At 62.9% G+C, this 22,324-nt stretch carries 18 protein-coding genes; 9 read left to right on the plus strand and 9 right to left on the minus strand.

All coding sequences use genetic code 11. The annotated features are described in order from the left end of the window. Positions 1-195: 195 nt before the first annotated feature. From Q4T40_20220 to Q4T40_20240, 5 genes are all read right to left on the minus strand, one after another. The gene (locus Q4T40_20220; GenBank protein ID MDT8903559.1) at positions 196-1,587 is read right to left on the minus strand and encodes a sigma-54 dependent transcriptional regulator; all 1,392 of its coding nucleotides are present in this window, start codon (positions 1,585-1,587) and stop codon (positions 196-198) included. Beyond that, positions 1,574-3,067: an ATP-binding protein gene (locus tag Q4T40_20225; GenBank protein ID MDT8903560.1), complete on the minus strand. Its 1,494-nt coding sequence runs from the start codon at positions 3,065-3,067 to the stop codon at positions 1,574-1,576. Before Q4T40_20225 ends, Q4T40_20220 begins: the two co-directional genes overlap by 14 nt. A 106-nt stretch (positions 3,068-3,173) precedes the next feature. Continuing rightward, positions 3,174-3,887, minus strand: coding sequence for a DUF2225 domain-containing protein (locus tag Q4T40_20230; protein MDT8903561.1), 714 nt, complete (start codon positions 3,885-3,887; stop codon positions 3,174-3,176). Between the two features lie 34 nt (positions 3,888-3,921). Further along, the gene (locus tag Q4T40_20235) at positions 3,922-4,683 is read right to left on the minus strand and encodes an aldolase/citrate lyase family protein (protein ID MDT8903562.1); all 762 of its coding nucleotides are present in this window, start codon (positions 4,681-4,683) and stop codon (positions 3,922-3,924) included. Between the two features lie 165 nt (positions 4,684-4,848). After that, positions 4,849-5,901, minus strand: coding sequence for a M48 family metallopeptidase (locus tag Q4T40_20240; protein ID MDT8903563.1), 1,053 nt, complete (start codon positions 5,899-5,901; stop codon positions 4,849-4,851). A gap of 218 nt (positions 5,902-6,119) precedes the next feature. On the opposite strand from Q4T40_20240, the gene Q4T40_20245 reads away from it, so the two are divergent. From Q4T40_20245 to ppdK, 3 genes are read left to right on the plus strand one after another with little or no spacing between them, the layout of a single operon-like run. Then, positions 6,120-6,761, plus strand: coding sequence for a helix-turn-helix transcriptional regulator (locus Q4T40_20245; GenBank protein MDT8903564.1), 642 nt, complete (start codon positions 6,120-6,122; stop codon positions 6,759-6,761). Between the two features lie 39 nt (positions 6,762-6,800). Continuing rightward, positions 6,801-7,598 (plus strand): pyruvate, water dikinase regulatory protein, encoded by a 798-nt coding sequence (locus tag Q4T40_20250; protein ID MDT8903565.1) that lies wholly within the window; start codon positions 6,801-6,803, stop codon positions 7,596-7,598. After that, positions 7,599-10,256 carry a pyruvate, phosphate dikinase gene (gene ppdK, locus Q4T40_20255; GenBank protein ID MDT8903566.1) on the plus strand — a complete coding sequence of 886 codons (2,658 nt, stop codon included), beginning with the start codon at positions 7,599-7,601 and terminating at the stop codon, positions 10,254-10,256. Positions 10,257-10,358: 102 nt separating this feature from the next. Here the strand turns inward: ppdK and pckA are convergent, their stop codons facing one another. Next, positions 10,359-11,915: a phosphoenolpyruvate carboxykinase (ATP) gene (pckA, locus tag Q4T40_20260; GenBank protein MDT8903567.1), complete on the minus strand. Its 1,557-nt coding sequence runs from the start codon at positions 11,913-11,915 to the stop codon at positions 10,359-10,361. Positions 11,916-12,131: 216 nt separating this feature from the next. Further along, on the minus strand, positions 12,132-13,283 hold the full coding sequence (locus tag Q4T40_20265; GenBank protein ID MDT8903568.1) for a glycerate kinase: 1,152 nt from the start codon (positions 13,281-13,283) through the stop codon (positions 12,132-12,134). Between the two features lie 312 nt (positions 13,284-13,595). On the opposite strand from Q4T40_20265, the gene Q4T40_20270 reads away from it, so the two are divergent. The 6 genes from Q4T40_20270 to Q4T40_20295 all read left to right on the plus strand — a co-directional run bounded on the left by Q4T40_20270 (position 13,596) and on the right by Q4T40_20295 (position 21,163). Next, complete coding sequence (locus Q4T40_20270; protein MDT8903569.1) at positions 13,596-14,762, plus strand: sugar diacid recognition domain-containing protein; 1,167 nt, start codon at positions 13,596-13,598, stop codon at positions 14,760-14,762. Between the two features lie 347 nt (positions 14,763-15,109). Further along, on the plus strand, positions 15,110-15,532 hold the full coding sequence (locus Q4T40_20275) for a hypothetical protein (GenBank protein ID MDT8903570.1): 423 nt from the start codon (positions 15,110-15,112) through the stop codon (positions 15,530-15,532). A gap of 203 nt (positions 15,533-15,735) precedes the next feature. Continuing rightward, positions 15,736-16,809 (plus strand): LptF/LptG family permease, encoded by a 1,074-nt coding sequence (locus Q4T40_20280; GenBank protein MDT8903571.1) that lies wholly within the window; start codon positions 15,736-15,738, stop codon positions 16,807-16,809. Beyond that, on the plus strand, positions 16,802-19,027 hold the full coding sequence (locus Q4T40_20285) for an LptA/OstA family protein (protein ID MDT8903572.1): 2,226 nt from the start codon (positions 16,802-16,804) through the stop codon (positions 19,025-19,027). Before Q4T40_20280 ends, Q4T40_20285 begins: the two co-directional genes overlap by 8 nt. Further along, on the plus strand, positions 19,020-20,273 hold the full coding sequence (locus Q4T40_20290) for a hypothetical protein (GenBank protein MDT8903573.1): 1,254 nt from the start codon (positions 19,020-19,022) through the stop codon (positions 20,271-20,273). Before Q4T40_20285 ends, Q4T40_20290 begins: the two co-directional genes overlap by 8 nt. Further along, positions 20,270-21,163 carry a caspase family protein gene (locus Q4T40_20295; GenBank protein MDT8903574.1) on the plus strand — a complete coding sequence of 298 codons (894 nt, stop codon included), beginning with the start codon at positions 20,270-20,272 and terminating at the stop codon, positions 21,161-21,163. The genes Q4T40_20290 and Q4T40_20295 overlap by 4 nt, the downstream gene beginning before the upstream one ends. A 53-nt stretch (positions 21,164-21,216) precedes the next feature. Here the strand turns inward: Q4T40_20295 and Q4T40_20300 are convergent, their stop codons facing one another. Both Q4T40_20300 and Q4T40_20305 read right to left on the minus strand, forming a co-directional pair. After that, complete coding sequence (locus Q4T40_20300) at positions 21,217-21,621, minus strand: carboxypeptidase-like regulatory domain-containing protein (protein MDT8903575.1); 405 nt, start codon at positions 21,619-21,621, stop codon at positions 21,217-21,219. 154 nt (positions 21,622-21,775) lie between these two features. After that, the gene (locus Q4T40_20305; protein ID MDT8903576.1) at positions 21,776-22,240 is read right to left on the minus strand and encodes a chemotaxis protein CheX; all 465 of its coding nucleotides are present in this window, start codon (positions 22,238-22,240) and stop codon (positions 21,776-21,778) included. Between the last annotated feature and the right edge of the window lie 84 nt (positions 22,241-22,324).

Below are 22,324 nucleotides of genomic sequence, written 5' to 3' on the forward strand. Positions count from 1 at the left end.
CATATAATGCAAATTTTATGCCAAAGAACAGACAAGAGCACGAGCCGCGCCGTTACCGGGCCGGCCGCCGCGCGACCGCCGGGAGAAGGGGAGGGCGGGGGTGAAAAATGTGAATATTTTTTCACACGCACCAGCCTTCAGGCGCTATTTTCGGAAAATTTTTGCACATTCATCCACCCGCTTGCGGTGTACCGCTCACTCGGAGGACTGGTCGCCCTCCAAAACCGCCTTGCCCAGACCGTGCTCGTCGATCTTATACTGCAGCGCCCGCCGGCTGATGTCGAGCATCTGGGCCGTCTTGCCGCGATTGCCGCCGCAGGCCTTCAGCGCCCGGTCGATCACCTGCTTCTCCACATAGTGCATGATATCGCGCAGCGTACCGGAGTGGGGGATCGCCACCTGCGGCTGGACAGTATCCGCAGTCAGGCCGGGCAGATCGTGGACCCCGATCACCCCGCTAGACATAATCACCGCCCGCTCCAGAGCATTGGCCAGCTCGCGCACATTCCCCGGCCAGCGATGGCGTCTTAGCTGCTCGGCCGCCTCGGCCGTGATCAGCGGCGGCTCGCGGTGGGACTCGGCGGCATAGTGGCGCAGGAAATAATCGGCCAGCAGCGGGATGTCCTCCTCGCGCTCCCTTAGCGGCGGCACATGGATAGGCACTACCTTAAGCCGGTAATACAAATCCTCGCGGAAATAACCGTTGCGCACCATGGCCTCGAGATCGCGGTTGGTCGCGGCGATGATCCGGACATCAACCTTAATCGTCTCCGTGCCGCCCACCCGCTCGAACTCCCGCTCCTGCAGCACCCCCAGCAGCTTCACCTGCAGCGCCGGCGTAAGCTCGCCGACCTCGTCGAAAAAGATCGTCCCCCCGTCGGCAAGCTCGAACCGTCCCGGCTTGCGGGCTACCGCCCCCGTGAACGCCCCCTTCTCGTAACCGAACAGCTCGCTCTCCAGAAGTCCCTCCGGCAGCGCCCCGCAGTTGACCTTGATGAACGGCCCGTCGCGGCGCACACTGTTATTGTGGATGATCTTCGCGATCAGCTCCTTGCCGCTGCCGCTTTCGCCGGTCACGAGCACCGTCGCGTTCGTTGGGGCCACCCGGCCCACCTTCTTATAAACCTCCTGCATCACCGCGCTCTTACCGATGATATTGCCGAGCTTATACTTCTCCTGAACCTGGTTCCTGAGCACCGTCACCTCGTCGCGCAAGCTCTGGAGCTGGAGCGCCCGTTCGAGAATAATCCTCAGCTCAGCCACATTATACGGCTTGACGAGATAATCGAACGCCCCGTTCTTCATCGCCTCGACCGCCGTATCCACCGTCCCGTGGGCGGTCATCAGAATAACCGCCGTATGGGGCTGCTCGCTGCGGATAATCTCGAAAGCCTCCATACCGCCCATCACCGGCATCTTGATATCCATCACGATCACCGCCGGCTTGATCTCCCGGGCCTTCTCCACCGCCTCGCGGCCGTTCTCGGCCAGGAAAACGCTGTAGCCGGCCTTGCGGACGACCTCCTGGATCAGGCGGCGGACGCTCAGCTCATCGTCCACCACCAGCACGCGGTCATTCCTGCTCATCTTTATCACCCTCCAGCGCCGGCAGGGCGAGCGTGAAAACGCTGCCCTGGCCCAAGGTTGAATCCACAAGGATCTTGCCGCCCCAGCTCGCCATCAGCCGGTCGGCGACCGACAGACCGAGGCCGGTGCCGCCGTCCTTCGTGGTGAAGAAGGGATCGAACAGCTTGCCGATATTCTCCGGGGAAATGCCTACGCCCGTATCCGCGACGCTGACGCGCACCGTGCGGTCCGCGAAGTCGAAAAAAGTGCGGATGCGGATCTCGCCGTCGCTGTCGACAGCCTGGCTGGCGTTGATAAGCACATTGATCAGCACCTGCTTGAAGCGCTCGCCGTCCACCTTCACCATCGGCAGGTTGGGAGCGAAGGAACGGACGAGCTCGATGCCGCTGCGGGCCGCCTTCGGCTCGATCAGCAGCAGCGAATCGGCCACCACCGTATTGATATCGGTCGGCCCCACCCCGGAAGCGGGCGGACGGGCGAACGTCAGCAGCTCCTCGATAAGGCGGTTCATGCGGGCCGTTTCCTTGATAATGATATCCGTATACTCGCTCTGCTCCGCCGGCGTGATCTCCTCCCGCAGCAGCTGGGCGAACCCCTTCACCGCCATCATCGGATTACGGATCTCATGAGCGAGGCCGGCCGCCAGCTCCCCGGCCAAGGCCAGGCGCTCGGCCCGCTGCACCTGCTCCTCCAGGCGGCGCTTGGCCGACAGGCTGAGCGCCATATCGTTGATCGCTGCCGATATCTCGCCCATCTCGCCGCCCAGGCGGGGCAACTGATGGGTCAGGTCGCTCTTCAGGCGCACCAGGCCGCCCTTGATCAGCTCGATGTCGGTAGCCAGCCAGCCGACGAGATAAACAACGCCGGCGATCCCGATGATCAGGCCCAGGGCGATCGCCAGGTAAGCCTGCCTGGTCATCGCGCGGATCTGCATATCGATATCGGCCGTCAGCTCGTTCGCCCAGATATATCCGATCACCTTATCATGCCGAATGATCGGGTGCATAGCGTTCATTATATCGCCGCGGACCAGGGGACCCTCCTGAACGCGCGGCCGGCCGGTGGCCATCACCACGCGGCCCTCGTGGGTCGGGCCGATCGGCAGGCCGACCTTATCCGCGAAAACGCTGCTCGGGCCGTAAGTTATGATAGCATCAAGCTCGCGCGAATAATAGCCCACGCCGATGCCGGGATAGGCGGCCGCCACCTGGTCCGTATAAGCGGCCAGCTCGCGGTTGAGGGCGGCGATGCGCTCGGTCCGTTCCGCGCCGGCGAGGTTCCGCCGGTCCAGGATATCATCATAGCTCCCGGCCAGGAACTCGTCCAGCATCCGGGCGGCGCCGAACAGCTTCGCCTGCTTCTCCGCCACCAGCGCCTGCTCGGCGTTCACCATCATGAAATAGCTCGCCGCCATGATCGGCAGAGCCACCACGACCACCGTCAGGATCAAGAGCCGTCCGCGCAAACTACGCGGCCACATCAGCACCACCCCTTCGCTGCACTAATTCCACCCGCCCGGCCGATATTCCTTGTGGTGCATTTTTCTTCAACCCCGCCGGGGCGCGGCAAAGCGAAGCCCGGCACCGTCAGGTACCGGGCTGTTCATCGTCGGCGCCGCTTTTTTCCGCCGCCTGCTCCTTACGGGCCTCGCGGGCCAGCGTCCAGGCCTCGCGGGCCAGCTCCAGCACCCGCTTCTCATTCTTGGCCTGCGGGTTGCCGACCACCTTCCCGAGGTAATTGAGCGCCTCCGGCAGCCGGCCGGTGCGGCGCAGCAGCTCGCCGATCAGATACTCGAGCGTCAGCTGGCTCATATTGCCGATCGGCAGCCTCTCCTTGAGGAAAGCCAGCTCATAATGCTCGCGCGCCTGATCCAGCATCGTCTTCTCCTCGTCCGGCAGCCCTCCCTCCCGGTAAAGCCAGGCCAGCTTAAGGTACAGACCTGCCTGACGGCTGGGCAGCGTACCGGCCATATCGGCGAAGAAAATCGCCAGCTTGTAAGTCGTCACCGCCTCCTGGCGCGTCCTTTCGCCGGAGAAATTCACCTTCACGTCCCGCCCGGACAGGAAAGTCTTTACAGCCGCCATCTTCGCCGGCTGCTCCTCGAAATACGTGTCCTGGGCGGCGTAGCCGCAGTGGGGGCAGACCCAGACCGAGTAATAATAAGGATTGACCTCTTTGTAATACGTGCAGAAATCGCTGTCCTGCTTCAGCATCGAAAGGCGGTTGCGCACCTTCGTGACCGAGAACCGCTTGTCACACATCACGCATGCCTTTTCCACCGTGTACAAAATATCTGCCATGGCTTTCCCTTCTCCCGGATTTCGGGCAGAACCGTCAGTCGGCTTTAAGCTCGCGGGCCAGCGCCCGGGCGGCTCCTGCGAACAGCATCGTATCCGAGCCAACGCACAGCATGCGCACACCCTGCCCCCGCCAATATCTGGCCTGGGCGGCGTCGAAACAGAACATGCCGGCGAACTTGCCGCTCCTCACCGTTCGCTCCACGATCGCATGCACCGTGCGGGTAAACTCGGGATCGTCGAAGCGGCCGGGCATCGCCATCGAGTGCGAAAGATCAGCCGGCCCCACAAATACGCCGTCCACCCCGTCCACCGCCAGAATCTCGTCAAGGGCGTCGACCGCCCTGATATCCTCCGCCTGGACGATAACGAGCGTATTCTCGTTCGTATCGGCGATATACCTGTCCAGCGGCTGAAAACCGTAGCGGGCGGCGCGGACAATGCCGGCGAGACCGCGGTCGCCGCGCGGATAATACTTCACCGCCCGGACGGCCCGGTCGGCTTCCGCGGCGCTGTTGACCTGCGGCACGAGCACGCCGCGGGCGCCGACATCCATAGCCCGCAGGATATACGCCGGCTCGTTCTTCGTAACCCTCACGACAGGCGTCAGCCCGCTCACCTCGGCGGCCCGGATCATCGACTCCACCTCGGCGATGTCGTTGGCGCCGTGCTCGGTATCGACAATCACGTAATCCAAGCCGGCGTAGCCGAGAATCTCCACGCTCGCCGGCGCGTAAGTCAGCACCATGGTGCCGTTCACCGCCCCGCGGGCGATTTTCTCCTTCAGCAGAAAGACCACATCCTTAAATGAGTATATTTTCTAGTATTAATTATTTTATCGCCAAACCCCTGCAAAATCCGACAAAAAAAATTTGCCGGCAAAAGAAAAGAACAGGGAATATTCCCTGTTCCGAATTTAGTAGACTATGGAAAAACAGTTTGACGCCCCGTCCGCTACCGACGCTTACTTCTGTAAAGCCGCCCAGGCCTTGATCCCGTCCACATACTGCCGGGAGAAATCGTCGAGCGACATACCGGCGGCGCTGGCGTCCTGAGGGGTCAGGGTCGTGATCACGCGATCGTCGTAATAAATCGTTATGTATGTCCCGTCGCCGTCGAGAATGAACCGGTCGGGATTGAAATCGCCCGTCCGCGCAGCGAGATACAGCGCGCCGGCCAGCAGGTAAGCCCGGTATAGCGGCTTATTGCCGCGGTAGGTGGCAGTGAGCGGCGGCAGCGTAAGCCCCGGGTCAATCGCCAGTGCGGTCGCGCCCTTCGCCGTCACCGTCGGATGGACCTTCGCCTCGTTCAGGTATCCCTGCACGCGGGCCACCCGGGCTTCCGGCTCGGGGTGGGTGGAAAACAACCCGTAACTGCCCTTCTTATCCTTGGCGAGATCCTCCAGCTTCTGCAGCCCCATCAGCATGCTGTAGGGGTTGTAGCCTGCCCTCACCGAATGATAATACCCCAGATGGTCGGCCTCCCGCTCGTCCTCCCGGCTGTAGCCGGCCATAATCGCGTTAAAGGCAAGGTTCTGGAGAAAAATCCCCCGGTCGCCGAACAGCACGCCAAACAGGATGCTCATCCCCAGACTCTTCTCGATCTGGCGGACGGTATGGCGCTTAGTAATATGCCCCACCTCGTGGCCGATGATGCCGGCCAATTCCTCGTCCGACGGCATATAATCCGTCAGGCCCTTGAAAAGATACACGTACCCGCCGGGCAGGGCGAGAGCATTGACTTCCTTATTATTGAGCACCTTAAAAGAGTATATAATATCCTGCCTGTCGCTCGCCGCCGCTATCTTGGCGCCGATGCGGGCCACCCGCGCCTGCAGGTCGGGATCCTCCGCCAGGCCGTACTTCGTTTCCAGCTCCATCGCCACGCGGCGGCCGATTTCGATCTCTTCCTTGGTGCTGATGATGGCGGCTTCCGCCTGGGGAAGCCAGCCGGCGATACAGGCGAGCAGCGTCAGCGAAACAAGCAGCCCGGCAACTCTGCGCCATCTGTCGTGCATATCATTCTCCTCCCGGGGGGACAGCCCCCTGAGGAAATTTTACCGGATTATGCCGCGTTAAGCAAGGACTTCCGGTCTCCCGGCCGCCTTGAAATAATTCCCGCGCCAGCAAATTTTCCCAAAACAGCGCACGTTTTAGTGGCCACCCGGGCGCTATTTAGTGTATAATAAATAACGTGAATCAAAAAAAAATGTAACACATTTCGGGAAAAGCGCAGGTGAGCGGTATCGAACTGTCGAAACGCCAGGAAGCCATCCTGGCAATAGTAAAAACCTACGGCCCCATAACCGGCAAAGAAATCGCCGACCGCCTCAACCTCAGCCGGGCGGCACTCAGGCCCGACCTCGCCATCCTGACCATGTCCGGACTTCTGGGCGCCAGGCCCCGGGTCGGTTACTACCTGACCGGCAAAGAACCCGCCGACGTCATCGCCGGCGTCCTCGGCAGCGTCAAAGTGGCCCAGGCGCTTTCGCAGCCCGTCGCCGTACGCGACACCAGCTCGGTATACGACACCATCGTCACCATGTTCGTCGAGGACGTCGGCACCATAATCGTGGTATCGGAAGGGGGCTTCCTCGAAGGGGTGGCATCCCGCAAAGATATGCTAAAAGCGGCAATGACCGGCAAGAATATCAACAAAATGCCGGTCAGCGTCTCCATGACCCGCATGCCGAACATCGTCGTCACCCACCCCGAGGAGCACGTCCTGCAGGCGGCGCAGAAGCTCCTCAGCCATCAGGTGGACGCCCTGCCGGTCGTCGTATCCGTCAAGACCGACAGCGGCGAAAAACTGCAGGTTGTCGGCCGCTTCACGAAAACCAACATCACGCGGCTATTCGTACAGCTAGCCGGTAAGTAGGGGGTAACGGTCATCAACCTGAAGCTCGAATGTCCCACAATCTATATTCTCTCCGACTCCATCGGAGAGACCGGCGAACTGGTGGTCCGGGCCGCCGCCAGCCAATTCAACGCCGGCCGCATTGACGTGCGGCGCATCCCGTACCTCAACTCGGCCCGCGACGTCGAAGAAGCCCTGCTCGAAGTCTCGGCCTGCCAGGCCGCCGTCATCTATACGCTCGTCCGTCCCGACCTCCGCGAAGTGCTCGTCGCCAAAGCGCAGGAACTCGCGGTCGTCTGCGTCGACATCATGGGGCCCATCCTCTCCTGCCTGGCCGTCGTCACCGGCAAGCAGCCCCGCCTCGAACCCGGACTGATACATAAACTCGACGAAGCCTATTTCAGCAAACTCGAAGCCGTCGAATTCGCCGTAAAATACGATGACGGCAAACAGCCATGGGGACTTGCCAAGGCCGATCTCGTCGTCGTCGGCGTATCCCGCACCACCAAGACGCCGCTGTGCATGTTCCTCGCCCACAAAGGCATCAAGGCCGCCAACGTCCCGCTCGTCCCCGAGGTTCCCGTCCCCGAGGACCTGCTCGGCCTCCCGGCCGAAAAGGTCGTCGGCCTCACCATCAACCCGTCCCTGCTCCACGAAATCCGTCGCGAGCGGCTCAAAACCCTCGGCCTCGCCGAAGGGGTCGACTACGCCAACCTCGAGCGCATCTACCAGGAACTGGACTACGCCCAGCGCATCATGCACAAAATCGGCTGCCCGATCATCGACGTCACCAACAAAGCGGTCGAAGAAACGGCGGCAAAAATACTCGAGTACTATCGGAAGGGAGCTGGCAAATAAATGACCAAATACGTTTACCTGTTCAACGAAGGCCGCGCCGACATGAGGGCGCTACTCGGCGGCAAAGGGGCCAACCTCGCCGAAATGAGCAACATCGGTCTCCCGGTGCCGCCGGGCATGACCATAACCACCGAAGCCTGCATCGACTACTACAAACTGGGCAAGACGCTTCCGGCCGGGCTTATGGATGCAGTCTACGTCAACCTGGCGGTCCTCGAAAAGCAAACCGGCAAGAAATTCGGCGACCCCGCCAACCCGCTCCTCGTATCGGTGCGCTCCGGCGCGATGTTCTCCATGCCTGGCATGATGGACACCATCCTCAACCTCGGCCTCAACGAGGCCACCGTCAAAGGCCTGGCCGACAACACCGGCAACCCCAGGTTCGCCTACGACGCCTACCGCCGCTTCATCCAGATGTTCAGCGACGTCGTCCTTGAGATACCAAAAAGCGAATTCGAGCACCTGCTCGAAGAACAAAAACGCGGTACAGGCGTCACCTACGACCAGGAACTCACCGCCGACGCGCTCCGCGTCCTCATCGACAAATACAAGCAACTCGTCAGCGCCAGGCTGGGCAGGCCCTTCCCCGAAGACCCGCGCGAACAGCTCGGCATGGCCGTCGAAGCCGTCTTCCGTTCCTGGAACAACGACCGCGCCATCATCTACCGCAACCTCAACAAAATCTCCCACGACCTCGGCACCGCCGTCAACATCCAGTCGATGGTCTTCGGCAACATGGGCAACGACTGCGGCACCGGCGTCGCCTTCACCCGCAACCCCTCCACCGGCGAAAAGACGCTCTACGGCGAATACCTCACCAACGCCCAGGGCGAAGACGTCGTCGCCGGCATCCGCACCCCCCAGCCGATCGCCAAACTCCGGGACGAAATGCCCGAAGTCTTCAAACAATTCGTCGCCACCGCCGAACTCCTCGAAAAACACTACAAAAACATGCAGGACATCGAATTCACCATCGAGCGCGGCAAACTCTACATGCTCCAGACCCGCAACGGCAAGCGCACCGCCCAGGCCGGCATCAAAATCGCCTACGACATGGTCGCCGAAGGCCTCATCGCCAAACGCGACGCCATCCTCCTCGTCGAACCGGCCCAGCTCGACAAACTCCTCCACCGCCAGATCGACACCGCCGCCAAGCTCGACGTCATCGCCAAGGGCCTGCCCGCCTCCCCCGGCGCCGCCTCCGGCAAAGTCGTCTTCTCCGCCGACGACGCCGAAAAATGGGCCAAGAACGGCGAAAAAGTGCTGCTCGTCAGCACCGAAACCACCCCCGACGACATCCACGGCATGGTCGCCGCCCAGGGCATCCTCACCAGCCGCGGCGGCATGACCAGCCACGCGGCCGTCGTCGCCCGCGGCATGGGTAAACCGTGCGTCTGCGGCTGCGAAGCCATCAAAGTCGACTTCGCCAACCGCGAATTCACCGTCGGCGCCCTCACCGTCAAAGAAGGCGACATCGCCTCCATCGACGGCGCCACCGGCAACGTCATCCTCGGCAACGTGCCCATGGTCGACCCCGTGCTCTCCGAAGAATTCCTCACCTTCCTCGCCTGGGCCGATGAAATCAAGCGCCTCGGCGTCCGCGCCAACGCCGACACCCCCGCCGACGCCGCCAAAGCCCGCGAATTCGGCGCCCAGGGCATCGGCCTCACCCGCACCGAGCACATGTTCATGGGCCACGACCGCCTGCCCCACGTCCAGGCCATGATCCTCGCCGACAGCGAGGAAGAGCGCCGCGAAGCCCTCAAAGCCCTCCTGCCCATGCAGGAAGGCGACTTCTACGGCATCCTCAAAGCCATGGAAGGCTACCCCGTCTGCATCCGCCTCCTCGACCCGCCCCTTCACGAATTCCTCCCCGACATGACCGAGCTCATGGTCGAAATCGCCGAAATGAAAATCACCGGCCAAAACGCTGGCGAGCTGCCCGCCAAAGAGGCGCTCCTCAAGAAAGTCAAATCCCTCCACGAATTCAACCCCATGCTCGGCCACCGCGGCTGCCGCCTGGGCATAACCTTCCCCGAAGTCTACGAAATGCAGATGCGGGCCATCTTCAACGCCGCCGCCCGCCTCACCAAGGAAGGCGTCAAGGTCCTCCCCGAAGTCGAAATCCCGCTCACCATCGACGTCAGCGAAATGAAATTCTTCAAAACCCGCATCGACGCCATCGCCGCCGAAGTAATGGCCGCCGAGAAAGTCTCCTTCCACTACACCTCCGGCACCATGATCGAGCTGCCTCGCGCCGCCCTCCTCGCCGACGAACTCGCCGAAGTATCCGACTTCTTCAGCTTCGGCACCAACGACCTCACCCAGACCACCCTCGGCTTCAGCCGCGACGACGCCGAAGGCAAATTCCTCACCCACTACCTCGACAAAAAGATCCTCAAGGAAAACCCCTTCATCGTCATCGACCGCAAAGGCGTCGGCAAACTCATGAAAATGGCTGTCGAAGGCGGCCGCAAAACCAGGCCCGGCCTCCTCGTCGGCATCTGCGGCGAACATGGCGGCGAACCAAACTCCGTCGAATTCTGCCACCTCATCGGCCTCGACTTCGTCAGCTGCTCCCCCTACCGCGTCCCCATCGCCCGCCTCGCGGCCGCCCAAGCCGCCGTCAGCACCGGCGAAGTATTAGGAACAAGATAAGGTTATAAAGCAAAGGCCCGCCCTGATGCAGATGGGCGCTTATCAACGGCCGCCATTGTATAAAAAGTCATACCCCGCCATCAGGCGGGGTATGACTTTTTATTAGCCTCTCGGCCCGGCCGCCGTAATCTCCGGCGGCACATCCTTGCCGAACTTCACGAAATTCTTCACGAACCGCGCGGCAAGCTCCGCGGCCGTCTTGTCGTACGCCGCCTTATCCGCCCACGTCTGCCGCGGCTTTAAGACCTCCGCCGGCACCCCCGGGCAGCTAACCGGCACCTGCACGTTAAACACCGGGTCAAGCTCGTAGCCCACCTCGTCCAGCGCGCCCTCGATAGCCGCCGTCACGATCGCCCGCGTATAAGGCAGCGACATCCGCTTGCCCACCCCGTACGGTCCGCCCGACCAGCCGGTGTTGATCAGGAACACCCCTGTGCCGTGCGCGGCGATCTTCTCGCCCAAAAGCTTGGCGTACGCCAAAGGCGACAGCGGCAGGAAAGGCGCCCCGAAGCACGACGAGAAGGTCGCCTCCGGCGCGGTTATCCCCCGCTCCGTCCCCGCCAGCTTGCTCGTGTAGCCTGACAGGAAATGGTACATCGCCTGCTCGGGGGAAAGCTTCGCCACCGGCGGCAGCACGCCGAACGCATCCGCGGTCAAAAAGACGATCGTCTTGGGATGGCCGCCCACGCCGGGGATGACCGCTCCGGGGATGTAGTCGACAGGGTAGGCGGCGCGGGTATTTTCGGTGATCGCCTCGCTGTCGAAGTCCGCCTCGCGGGTCGCCTCGTCGACGACGACGTTCTCCAGCACCGCGCCGAAGCGGATAGCCTCCCAGATCTGCGGCTCGGTTTCGTGTTTGAGCTTGATGCACTTGGCGTAACAGCCGCCCTCGACGTTGAAGATGCCGCCGTCATGCCAGCAGTGCTCGTCGTCGCCGATAAGCCTGCGGCCGGGGTCGGCCGACAGCGTCGTTTTGCCGGTGCCGCTCAGGCCGAAGAACAGGGCGGTATCGCCCTTGGCGCCGATGTTGGCCGAGCAGTGCATCGACAGGATGCCCTTCTTGGGCATGAGGTAGTTGATGTAGGTGAAGACAGATTTCTTCATCTCCCCGGCGTATTGGCTGCCGCCGATAAGGACGAGTCGGGCGGCGAAGTCGAGGATGATGAAGGCTTCGGAGTTGGTGCCGTCGCGGGCGGGGTCGGCCTTGAAGCCCGGCAGGCAGATGACGGTGAAGTCGGGCCTGGGGTCGGCCGGCGGCGCGTCGGGTCGCACGAACAGCTGGTGGACGAACAGGTTCTGCCAGGCGAGTTCGTTGATGAAGCGCACGGCGATCCGCTCGCCGCCCGAGCCGGCGAAGCCGTCGAAGACATAGAGCTCGCGGCCGGCGGCGTAGTCGAGCATCCGCTCGTAGAGGCGGGCGAATTTGTCGGCGCTGATGGGCTTGTTGTTGCCCCAGTCGATCTCGCCGGTCGCCGGCGAGTCGACGACGAATTTGTCGTTGGGCGAGCGGCCGGTGTACTTGCCGGTGGCGACGCGCAGGGCGCCGCTGGCGGTTAGCATGCCTTCGCCGGCTAAAAGCGCGCGCTCCGCCAGCACCGGCACAGGCAGGTTGTAGTTCACCTTGCCGGCTTTACCAAGGATCTTGCGGTCGTAATCCATTCTGTCTCCTCCGTTTGTTTTTTTAGGCAGCACGCTTGCAGGTCTCCGCCGCCTCCCGCCCGCGCACCGGGAGGCAAACGCCACACCCCGCGCGGCAGGAGGCAATCCCGCCGGCTCCCTCCGTTTTTCACCTCTCCCCGTCATGGCTATCCGAAGGACGCCGGCTCTATTATAGATGATAACTTCCCCGGCTCACCGGGGCCGGACAACAGACTTCTAGCCGCGCACCTCCATCGCGCAGCCCACCTTAAGCAGCCGGCACAGCCGGGCCGTCGCCGTCTCGATAAGCTCCGCCGCCGAGCACATGCAGTCCTCCAGCGACATCGGCTGAGGCACCACGCTCATCAGACCGTCGATCCCCTGCTCCAGCACCGCGTCGCAGCCCTTTCCCAGGCCGCCCGACAGGCACACCGCCGGCACGCCGAACAACTTGGCCACCTTCGCCACCCCCACCGGCGCCTTGCCGTGGGCGGTCTGAAAATCGGTATTGCCCTCGCCGGTGATCACCAGCGTCGCATCCCTCACGATCGCCGCGAACCCCGTCGCCTCCAGCACGATCTCCACCCCCGGCCGTAAAGCCGCCGCGGTGAAAAACATCAGCCCGGCGCCCAGACCGCCGGCCGCGCCCGCTCCCGGCGAGCCGGCCACATCTTTGCCCGTCGCCGCCTTCGCCACCGTCGCGTAATTCGCCAGCGCCGCATCAAGCTCGGCGATCATCTCCGGAGTGGCTCCCTTCTGCGGCCCGTACACCGCCGATGCGCCCCGCGGGCCGCACAGCGGATTATCGACATCGCAGGCCACCATGATCTGCGTCTCCGCCAGACGGGGGTCAAGCCCCGTCACATCAATGCTCGCCAGCTTCGCCAGCGCCGCGCCGCCCTCGGCGATGTCGCGGCCCTCCGCGTCCAGGAACCGCGCGCCCAGCGCACGGGCCATGCCCGTCCCGCCATCATTCGTCGCGCTGCCGCCGATGCCGACGATCAGCTTGCGGATGCCGCGGTCCAGCGCCGCCTTCATCAGCTGCCCCGTGCCGTAAGTCGTTGTCGTGCGGGGATCGCGCCGCTCCTTCGGCACCAGTGTCAGGCCGGACGCCGCCGCCATCTCGATAACCGCCGTCTCGCCATCGCCCAGCAGCCCCCAGGGGGCCTCCACCGCATCGCCCAGCGGACCGGTAACCTTCTCCGCGACCACGCGGCCGCCGGTCGCCAGCACCAGCGCCTCCACCGTGCCCTCGCCGCCGTCGGCGATCGGCACCTTCTTCACCTCCGCGGTGGGGAAAACCGACAGGATGCCCGCCTCCATCGCCCTGGCCACCGCCACCGCCGACAGGCTGCCCTTGAAAGAATCGGGAGCGACAACAATACGCATATCCTTCACGCCTTTCGCTGAATATCCGAGGAAATCCCTCGCCGACCATACCGTCGGTTACCTTAATTTTACAAAACATCTAAATGTTTTTTCAATTGTCTGACAATGCTAACCGTTATCGGTAATATTGCTCGTCTATTGGTTGTTTTGCACAATAAAGCCGGTCGTTTTCCGTCCCGCCGCAGCTTGTTCCGCGACGTGAAATTCCCCGTAATCCGGCCGACAACGCTGCCAATTTGCCGTGTAACCCCCTTTATCGCCGTGCGCAGGCTGTTGTATAATAAAACCATAATATGAAACGGGGGCGAAAGCATGATCCTCACCGGCGAACTGGCCCAGCAGATCGTGGACAACATTATGCCCATCGTCCACCAGAACGTCAACATCATGAACGACGCCGGCATAATCATCGGCTCCGGGCAAAAGCACCGGCTAGGCACCTTCCACAAAGGCGCCCGGGACGTCATCGACACCGGCGCCGTCGTCGAAATCTATCCCGAGGACCTCGCGCGCTACCCCGGCTCCCTGCCCGGACTAAACTGGCCGATCGCCCTCGGCGCGCAGATCATCGGCGTCGTCGGCGTCACCGGCCACCCCGACGCCGTCCGCAACACCGCCGAACTCGTCAAAATGGTCACCGAACTCATCCTCGAGCGCGAAATGCTCATGGGCGAATTCCGCTCCCAGTCCCACCTGCACGAGCAGTTCGCCACCCTGCTGCTGTCCGAGCACGCCGCCGCCAGCTACGCTCAGCTAGAGGCCAGGGCCAAACTGCTCAAATTTGACCTTGCCCTGCCCCGCCTCGTTGCCGTCGCCAACGTCCGCCCCCTCCTCGAAAGCGCCTACCACCAGTACGGCGCCCACGACCTCGTATCCGCCCGCACCCAGGAAAGCCTCCTCCAGCTCCTCGGCGCCTCCGACCTCGTCGCCCCCGAAGACATGGTCGCCTTCCTCGAAAACAGAATGATCATCCTCAAACACTTCGCCCGCGCCACCGCCTCCCAGGCAATCGGCGAATGGGGCGATGCCCTCGTCCGCCTAGTAAATGCCGGCAATCCCGCCGCCTCTCTCCACCTCGGCCTCGGCAGCCTGGTCGGCTCGCCCCTCAAACTCCACGATTCTTACCAGGAAGCCCTCTACGCCCTCGACAACCCGCCCGGCGACGGCGCCGTCGCCTCCATCTACGACTTTGCCCTGCTCACCGCCTACCTCCTGCAAAGCCCCCGCGGCCTCGCCGCCTGCGAAGCCGTCAAAGCCCTCCGGGAAAAGCTCACCGCCCGGCTCGACGCCAAATACGACATGCGCAACACCGTCCGCCGCCTCCTCGACAACAACCTCAACCTCTCCCTCACCGCCAAGGCCCTCTTCATCCATCGCAACACCCTCGTCTTCCGCCTCAAAAAACTCGAACAACTTACCGGCCTCAGCCCTGGCCGGGATGTTAACCATGCCATCCTTTGCAAAATCCTCTGCAGCTGAACTCCCAGGCGGCCGATAATACTCCATCTGCAGCGTTGTTCCTCGGCTGCCATCCTCAGCGTACGTTCGTGTACGCTTCCGGTGTCATCCTCCGGTACGCCTTGCATCTGGGGCATTCTCGGCCACCTGGGGCTAGTGCCTCAAACTTCATCGGCAAAGCAAAAGCGGCGGCCATACGGCTGCCGCTTTTGCGCCCCCTATCCGCGCCTTTCGGTCAGCGGGCCGGCAGGTAGGGCGGGTAAATAATTCGGAAAACAACTGGAAATAATTGCAAGAATTATATACATAATAAATACCATATATGGTAAAATATACTAAACATCAATCTGTCATCAAGGAGGGTACCAATGAAAAAAGTCCTTATCGGCCTGCTCGTCATCGCCGCCCTTTCGCTGGTCTTCACCGGCTGCGGCGGCGGGGGAGGGGGAGGGGGAGGGGGCGGCAGTCCCACCACCGGCGCCATCGTACATTTCAACTGCGTAGATCAAAACGGCAATCCCGAAGGAGCGGGGTACACCATGTACTTTACCGACCCGAACGGGCGCGAGCGGTCCGGCACCGTCGACGGGTCCAACAAACTAACCGTCATCTGCGACATCGCCGGTCCCTACACCTTTACCAGGATGAGTTACCAGGGTAAAACCGCCAATATCACCCCGCCTCTCCCCACCTTCACCGTCACCGCCGCTGATGTCGCCAACAAAACGGAATTTTGGTACACCCTCGTCGGCTATCTCGACGGCCACTTCGAAATCAAGACGGACCGATAACACCGGCCGCCAACCCCACCTTCTGCGTTACCTCAAGACCCTGCCTGCAGCCCAGGCGGGGTTTTTAGGTTGCAAAACAAAATATTAATTACAAAAAAAGGAATTTAAGAAAAATAATGGAAATATATGGATTGAAGGCCGAATTTGTCTATCGCTAACCGGTATCGTCGAATCCACCGACAAACCAGAACAGGAGAACGAAAGTGCTGGTCATCGACCGTTACTTGCTCACATCCCTGGCAAAACCGCTCATCCTGTCCATCGCCGGCCTGTCGCTGCTCTTCCTCAGCTCGGCCATCTTCGAGATGGGCACCTACCTGATCGTCCGCCGGGTCCATCCGTACCTCGTCGGCCTGCTGCTGCTATACAAGCTGCCGTCCGTCCTAGTCGCCACCCTGCCGATGGGCAGCCTGTTCGCCATGCTCTTCGTCCTCGGCAAAATGGCCCGCGACCGTGAACTCATGATCGTCCGCATGTCCGGACTGCGCACCGGCCGCATCCTTCTGCCCTATCTGGCGGTGGCCGTGCTGCTGAGCGGCCTGTCCCACCTCCTTAACGAAGCCGTCGTCGTAAAGGTCAACGGCAGAGCGGCCGAGATCGTCCGCCGCATCATCTTCGACACCCCGCCCCCCGAACTGATGCAGAACGTCTTCTTCGCCGACAAAGACCGACGATACTATATCGGCCACATCGCCCCGGCCACGAAAACCCTGCGCGGCGTCATGATATTCGAGCTCAAGGAAGGCAAAATGAGCCGCCTCATCACCGCCGAGTACGGCTTCGCCGCCAGCGAGGACTGGCTTCTCCACAACGCCGTCGCGTACGAATTCGACCCGCAGGGCCGGCTCCGATACCAGGCGGCGTCCGCCGAACTCACCGTCACCGGGGCCCGTCCCGGCGAACACGTCTTCCGGGTCGGCAAATCCGCGGACGACATGACCAGCGGCGAGCTGCGCCGCTTCATCGACGACCTGCGCGTCAAAGGCATCCACACGCTGTCCTACGAGGTCGACTACCATCTCAAAAGCGCCATGTCCGTCACCCCGCTCGTCTTCGCCCTCTTCGGCGCGCCGCTGATCAGCAGGGTCAAAAGTCACGAGAAAGTCTACACCGCGCTCCTGTGCGTCACCATCGTCACCGGCTACTACGTCATCGCCTCCCTATCGGCGGCCGCGGGTCGCGCCAGCCTCCTGCCGCCCCTCTGGGCCGCCTGGGCGCCGCCGGTCGGCTTTTCCCTGCTGGGGCTCGCCCTCCTGCGGCGGGCCGACGATGTTTAGGCGCGGCCGGGCGGCCCTCGCCGCCTGCCTGCTGGCCGCCGCCCTCGCCTTCAGGCCGGGCCCGGCCCACGGCTCCGGCCCGCCCGAAAGCCTACAGGCCGATACCATCCGCTACGAGGAGAAGGACAATCGCCTCACAGCCGCCGGCAACGTTCTTTTCGTCGACGGCGACTACCGGTTAACCGCCGCCGCGGCCAGCTACGACATCGACGGCGAAACCCTCCGGGCGAACGGCGCGGTCGTCTTCACCGTCGCCGCCTTCAACGCCAAAGGCGAAACCGCTGTCCTGCAGGCCGAAAACATCACCTTCGACCGGGACCATGAGAAGGCGCGGGCCGAAAACGGCGTCGTCCTCACCATCGGCGGCACCGTCGTCACCGGACAAACGCTCGAATACGATCGCGCCGCCGGCCGGCTCACCGTCAACGGCGCCGTCGCCGTCCGCCGCGACGCCGACAGCCCCGTCCACGGCGACTCGCTCGTGTACGACACCGCGCTCAGCCGGGGTACGATCGCCAACTTCGCCACCGCCGTCGTCAGCGAAGGGGTTGAATACGCCACCGCCGGCAAAGCTCTTACCTTCGGCGACGACAAGACCGAGATGTCCGCCGCCGTCGTCACCACCTGCGACCGCCTCAGGCCTCACTACACCCTGCGCGTCGGCAAAGTCGAACATTACCACGACAAAAAACTCGTCCTGTCCGACTCCCAGTATTGGCAGGGCGACAAAAAACTCCTCGCCGCCAAAAAGACGGTCGTCGCCATCCGCGACGGCGAGCCCGTCCTGCCCGTCACCGGTTACAACGACCAGGACGGCTGGTACATCAGGACCCGCGAATACTACGACCTCGCCGGCAAGGACTACGGCGTGGTCTACGCCGACTACATGGCCTGGCGCGGTCTGGGGGTGGGCGTTCGCGAGTTCCGCCACGACAAGGCCGGCGTCCTGCGCAACGAATACTCCCTCTACGCCTCGCGCAAACCGTGGGCCGCCAATCAGATCGTCCAGGGTGAATGGCGCAGCGCCGGCGGTAGCCGCAGCCAGCTCATCTCCTTCCGCAGCGAGGAAAACGACTGGCGGGGCGCCGGCGACCTGCTGTCGGCCAACTGGTATTTGATGGACGCCGGCAAGACCGCGAAAACCGTCGCCGAAGCCAGCGCCAGCCGCCAGATAGGCAGCGCCACCTTCACCAGCATCCGCCTCGGCCAGACCATCGGCCTCGACAAGGAAGTCCGGGGCTTCTGGGACTACAGCGCCACCCGCAACCTCGCCTGGAGCGGCTACAAATACACCGACCGCACCTTCGACACCAGGCTGGAATGGACCAAGCCCGGCTACGTCGCCGCCATCTCCACCCAGGAAAAGAAAAACGGCATCGACTACACCCCCAAACTCGCCTACTACACCACCCGCTCCTCCCCCTGGCAGTTCGCCGTCGCCACCGCGCACGCCACCAGCGCCGACAAATCCGCCACCCTCCAGCAAACCGACCTTAAAACCTACTACCGCACCAAGCCCAGGAAAATCGCTCCCGGCACCTTCGTATCCACAGTTTCCACCGCCAGCTACTCCTCGTTCGGCGCCACCGGCGCATCCGACCTGCTACTGAAAACCAACCTGCTCAAAAACATCAGCGAAAAGATATACATCAACACCTCGCTTTCGCTCGGCCAGGGCCGTGGCTACAACCCGCTCTTCAAAACCGCCGCCGTCGGCGCCACCAGGCAGTTCGACGTCGAAACCGACTACATCCTCGACGAATACCACCGCGTCAACCTCATCGTCGGCTATGACCTCGCCCGGCGCCGGTACCGCCCGCTGCTCCTCAGCCTAGAAGGTCGCGCCTACCCCTTCTGGAACTGGAACCTCTACAGCGAATACCAGCCCTCCCAGAGCGGCTGGAACACCGTCGGCGCCATGCTGGCCTTCGATCCCGGCAGCGGCGTAACCGGCTACATCCGTACCGAGTACGACCTCGCAATAGGCGCCCTGCGCGAAGCCTCCATACGCCTTGAAGGGCTGCTGGCGAAAAAGTGGTCCTGCAGCGTCAAGACCGACTACTACAGCGGGGGCGCCATCAACCTCTCGGAAATCCAGTTCGTCAAGGACAACCATTGCCAGGACCTCGTCGTCAGCTACTACCCGCGGCAGAAAATGTTTTTCTGCCAGATCCGCCTGAAAAATCCCTCCCGCAGCGAGGCGAAACCTGATGCGTAAAATCATCCTCCTTGGGCTGGGTCTGGCGGCGCTGCTCCTCCTCGGCTGGGACGCCCACCGCTGGTACGACGCCCGCGCGGCCCGGGAGCCGGCTTTCCGGTCGCGGGCCACCGCCAACGAGCTTTCCGGCTGGCGGGACGGCCGGCAGCGGTGGCGCATCCGCGCCGCCGAAATCACCCGCACCGACGGCGGCGTAGACGCTGTCGGCATTCGCGACGGCAGCCTCCGCCGCGACGGCGACGTTTCCCTGCGGTTCTCCGCCCCGCGGGCCGGCTACCGGGAAAAAGACGGCCTGCTGCGCTTCCCCGGCGGTGTCGTCTTCACCCTCGACGGGAAAACTCTTCGGATCGCCGACGGCGTCTACGACGACAAGGCGTGCGCCTTCCGGGGCGGCGGCGTACAACTGGCCTCAGGGCCGGAAAGCCAGCCGCGCTGGGAAGTCCACGCCGCCGGGATAACTTACGGCCACGACGGGACGCTATGGCAGCTCGAGAAGAAAGTAAACATAAAATGGCGAAGCGCGCCGGGCAGCCAGCCGTACACCCTCACCACGACCGTGCTCATTCTCGACGAGGACTTTGCCGGCGCCGCCATGCCCGGCCCGGTCGCGCTTGCCGGCGGCTCTCTCGCCGGCGCGGCGGCGGCCGCCGCCTGGGACGGCGACACCCTCACCCTCCAACGAGTAGCGCTGCGGGACGAAAGCTGGTCCGCCGCCCTGGCGGCCGGCGCCGCGACGCGCAGGGACGGCGCCTGGCTCTTCGTCGGCGTCGACATCCGCAGAGACAACGGCGACACCTGGCGCGCCGACCGCCTCGAGCTCGGCGACGGTGGCGCCGTCGCCTTCGCCGGCGTCGCCGGGACGATCGGCGACATCTCCTTTAGCGCCGACAAGCTGTTGTCCGACGACCGTGAAAACTACCGCACGGCAGGCGCCGTGACCGTCCGGCCGCGCGCGGGCGTCACGCTTGCCGCCCAGAGCCTGGCGTTCGCCGAGTCGGAAAAAAGATACCGCTTCACCAAACCAAGGCTGCGGCAGGACAATGGTACGGAAATAACCGCCGACGCCGGCCTATTCGACGGGAAGCGCCGCAACGTCGCCTTCGCGGCCAACGTCGTCACCGTAATGAAAGACGGGCGAGAGATCCGCGCCGCCACAGCCGCCTACGATCTCGACAGTCGCGTCGTCGAGTACACGGGCGCGGTCAGCTCGGTCCGCCGCGCCGGCAGGGAAGGGGAAAACCGATGAAAAACCTCCTCGCGTTCGCCATAATCATCCTCCTGGCCCTGGCGGGCGGCCCATCCGGGGCGGCCTCCCCGCCGCTCGCCGGCGGCCGGGTCTGTCTGCTCGCCGTCGGCGTAGACGATTACAAATATCTTTCGCCCCTCAAAGCGGCGGCCAACAACGCCGCGCTGTTCGCCGACTCCCTACGGGCCGCGAACGGCCACGCCGAAATAACCCTGCTCACCGACGGCCGGGCGACCCGGGCCGCCATCCTCGCCGCTTTCGAGCGGTACGCGGCCACGCTCGCCGCCGGCGACCGCCTGGTCATCTACTACTCCGGTCACGGCGGCCCGAGCGCTCGCCAATACCGCCCCGCCAGCCTCTACAGCGGCGACCTCCGCTGGCAGACCGAGAACAATCTCTACGACGAGACCATCTTCCCCGTCGACGCCGCCTACGATCTGAAAAGCCAGATAACCTTTGCCGACCTCGCCGGCCGCATAAAGAAAATACGCCACGCCGAAATCGCCGTCATCCTCGACTGCGCCTACTCCGCCGCTCACGACTGGTACATCGACGCCCCCCAAGGCCAGTCCGGGGCCTCGTCCGTCCGCCCCCGGACCTCGCTTCGCGACCTCAGCATGTACGGCGTCACCGTGGTCGAGGCTGCCGACTGGAACGAAACAGCGGCCGCCGACATCTTCGGCGGCAAGCAGTACGGCATATTCACCTACTATCTCGCCCGGGGGCTGGATGCTGGCGTCGTACGCGGCGGCAAGGGCGCCGTCACCCTCTACGACGCCTTCGCCTACGCCCGCTCCGTCACGCTGCAGGAAATCGGTTCCCAGCACCCCAAGATCTACCGCGGCCGCAACCCGGCAATGCCGCTGGCGGACCGTCAAACGGCCCCGTAACGTCAAAAAACCCGCGCCATATCAAGCGCGGGTTTCCTGTGTGCGGCATCGACCTATTTAATCAGATTGAACTGGATGACCCCGTTCGAGTTTATCACCAATCGGTAATACTTGACCGCGCTTTTGGCGATATCGTTCGCCCCGGTGCCGAACCGGACGCCCTGGGTCACCACATAATCCTTCCCGTCGTAAGAGATATTGGTCACCGGATAATCGCCGGCCTTGGTGATGAGAAAAACGAAATCGCCGCTGGCGTTGCTGGCGGGAGTGCGCTGCGTGGCGCCGGCATTATCGGTGTACGACATAACCACGCCGGCCAGCGCCGCACCGGTTTCATCCTGGCAATGGACGTTCGCCGTAACCGTCCCCGAGCCGCCGCCTCCTCCGCCGCCGCCTCCGCAACCGGCCAGCGCCACCGCCAGCAGCGTTACCAGCAAACCAAGCAGAATTCTTTTCAATACGATTCCTCCTCATATAATGAAATCAAAGCTCTATCCAGATATTACCAAAATATGGAAGTTCAGTCAAACCATTCCGGAGGAAAAACCTCCCGGTAGCCGGTCACAAAAACAACGGCGGCAGTCATTTGACTGCCGCCGTTCCCCGATTCTGTCAGCTTACGAACGATACATTCACTTCCAACGGGATATTGTCGATGAACATCTCGATATTGAGCCGCCTGGCCTCGGTCACCGAGCTCGCGAAGCTCTGGCCGGTGATGACGGTCGGCGGGGAAATATCGAGGCGAGTGCCCTGCTGCTCAAGGATCATCGCCGCGTTGGCCGCCAGCATGTTGCCCAGCTCGGCGATCGCCGACTCCGCCATCGCGTCGAATGCCTCAACCGGCATCCCCATCATCATCGTGCTGGCGATCCTCTTGGCTGAATCCTCCGACATATTATAGGCAATGTTGCCTTTGATCTGCTGCGTCAGGCCGATGACCACCATCACGCCCAGGCTGGCGATCTTGTTGGAGTCGCTCACGCTTATCCGGCCCCGCTTGACCTCCTTGAAGCCAAGCCCCGGCATAACCGAGTTCATCGCGCTCAGGAAAGGTTCGATACTGCGTACGTCCATAAAAATCCTCCGTTTAAAACATCGGTCGCGCCTTTCGCCGCGCCAAAGGAAAAGCCAGGGCATCCCTGGCCTAAAGCATTCTAG

The organism is Selenomonadales bacterium 4137-cl, assembly GCA_032334055.1.
In the GTDB taxonomy this organism is placed as follows: domain Bacteria; phylum Bacillota; class Negativicutes; order Sporomusales; family UBA7701; genus Anaeroselena; species Anaeroselena agilis.

Excerpts from the sequence above, each read along its gene's own strand:
- ppdK (MDT8903566.1), top strand. The coding sequence starts at position 7,599 with ATGACCAAATACGTTTACCTGTTCAACGAAGGCCGCGCCGACATGAGG.
- pckA (MDT8903567.1), bottom strand. The coding sequence starts at position 11,915 with ATGGATTACGACCGCAAGATCCTTGGTAAAGCCGGCAAGGTGAACTAC.
- Q4T40_20270 (MDT8903569.1), top strand. The coding sequence starts at position 13,596 with ATGATCCTCACCGGCGAACTGGCCCAGCAGATCGTGGACAACATTATG.
- Q4T40_20240 (MDT8903563.1), bottom strand. The coding sequence starts at position 5,901 with ATGCACGACAGATGGCGCAGAGTTGCCGGGCTGCTTGTTTCGCTGACG.
- Q4T40_20225 (MDT8903560.1), bottom strand. The coding sequence starts at position 3,067 with ATGTGGCCGCGTAGTTTGCGCGGACGGCTCTTGATCCTGACGGTGGTC.
- Q4T40_20265 (MDT8903568.1), bottom strand. The coding sequence starts at position 13,283 with ATGCGTATTGTTGTCGCTCCCGATTCTTTCAAGGGCAGCCTGTCGGCG.
- Q4T40_20230 (MDT8903561.1), bottom strand. The coding sequence starts at position 3,887 with ATGGCAGATATTTTGTACACGGTGGAAAAGGCATGCGTGATGTGTGAC.
- Q4T40_20285 (MDT8903572.1), top strand. The coding sequence starts at position 16,802 with ATGTTTAGGCGCGGCCGGGCGGCCCTCGCCGCCTGCCTGCTGGCCGCC.
- Q4T40_20220 (MDT8903559.1), bottom strand. The coding sequence starts at position 1,587 with ATGAGCAGGAATGACCGCGTGCTGGTGGTGGACGATGAGCTGAGCGTC.
- Q4T40_20305 (MDT8903576.1), bottom strand. The coding sequence starts at position 22,240 with ATGGACGTACGCAGTATCGAACCTTTCCTGAGCGCGATGAACTCGGTT.
- Q4T40_20290 (MDT8903573.1), top strand. The coding sequence starts at position 19,020 with ATGCGTAAAATCATCCTCCTTGGGCTGGGTCTGGCGGCGCTGCTCCTC.
- Q4T40_20295 (MDT8903574.1), top strand. The coding sequence starts at position 20,270 with ATGAAAAACCTCCTCGCGTTCGCCATAATCATCCTCCTGGCCCTGGCG.
- Q4T40_20275 (MDT8903570.1), top strand. The coding sequence starts at position 15,110 with ATGAAAAAAGTCCTTATCGGCCTGCTCGTCATCGCCGCCCTTTCGCTG.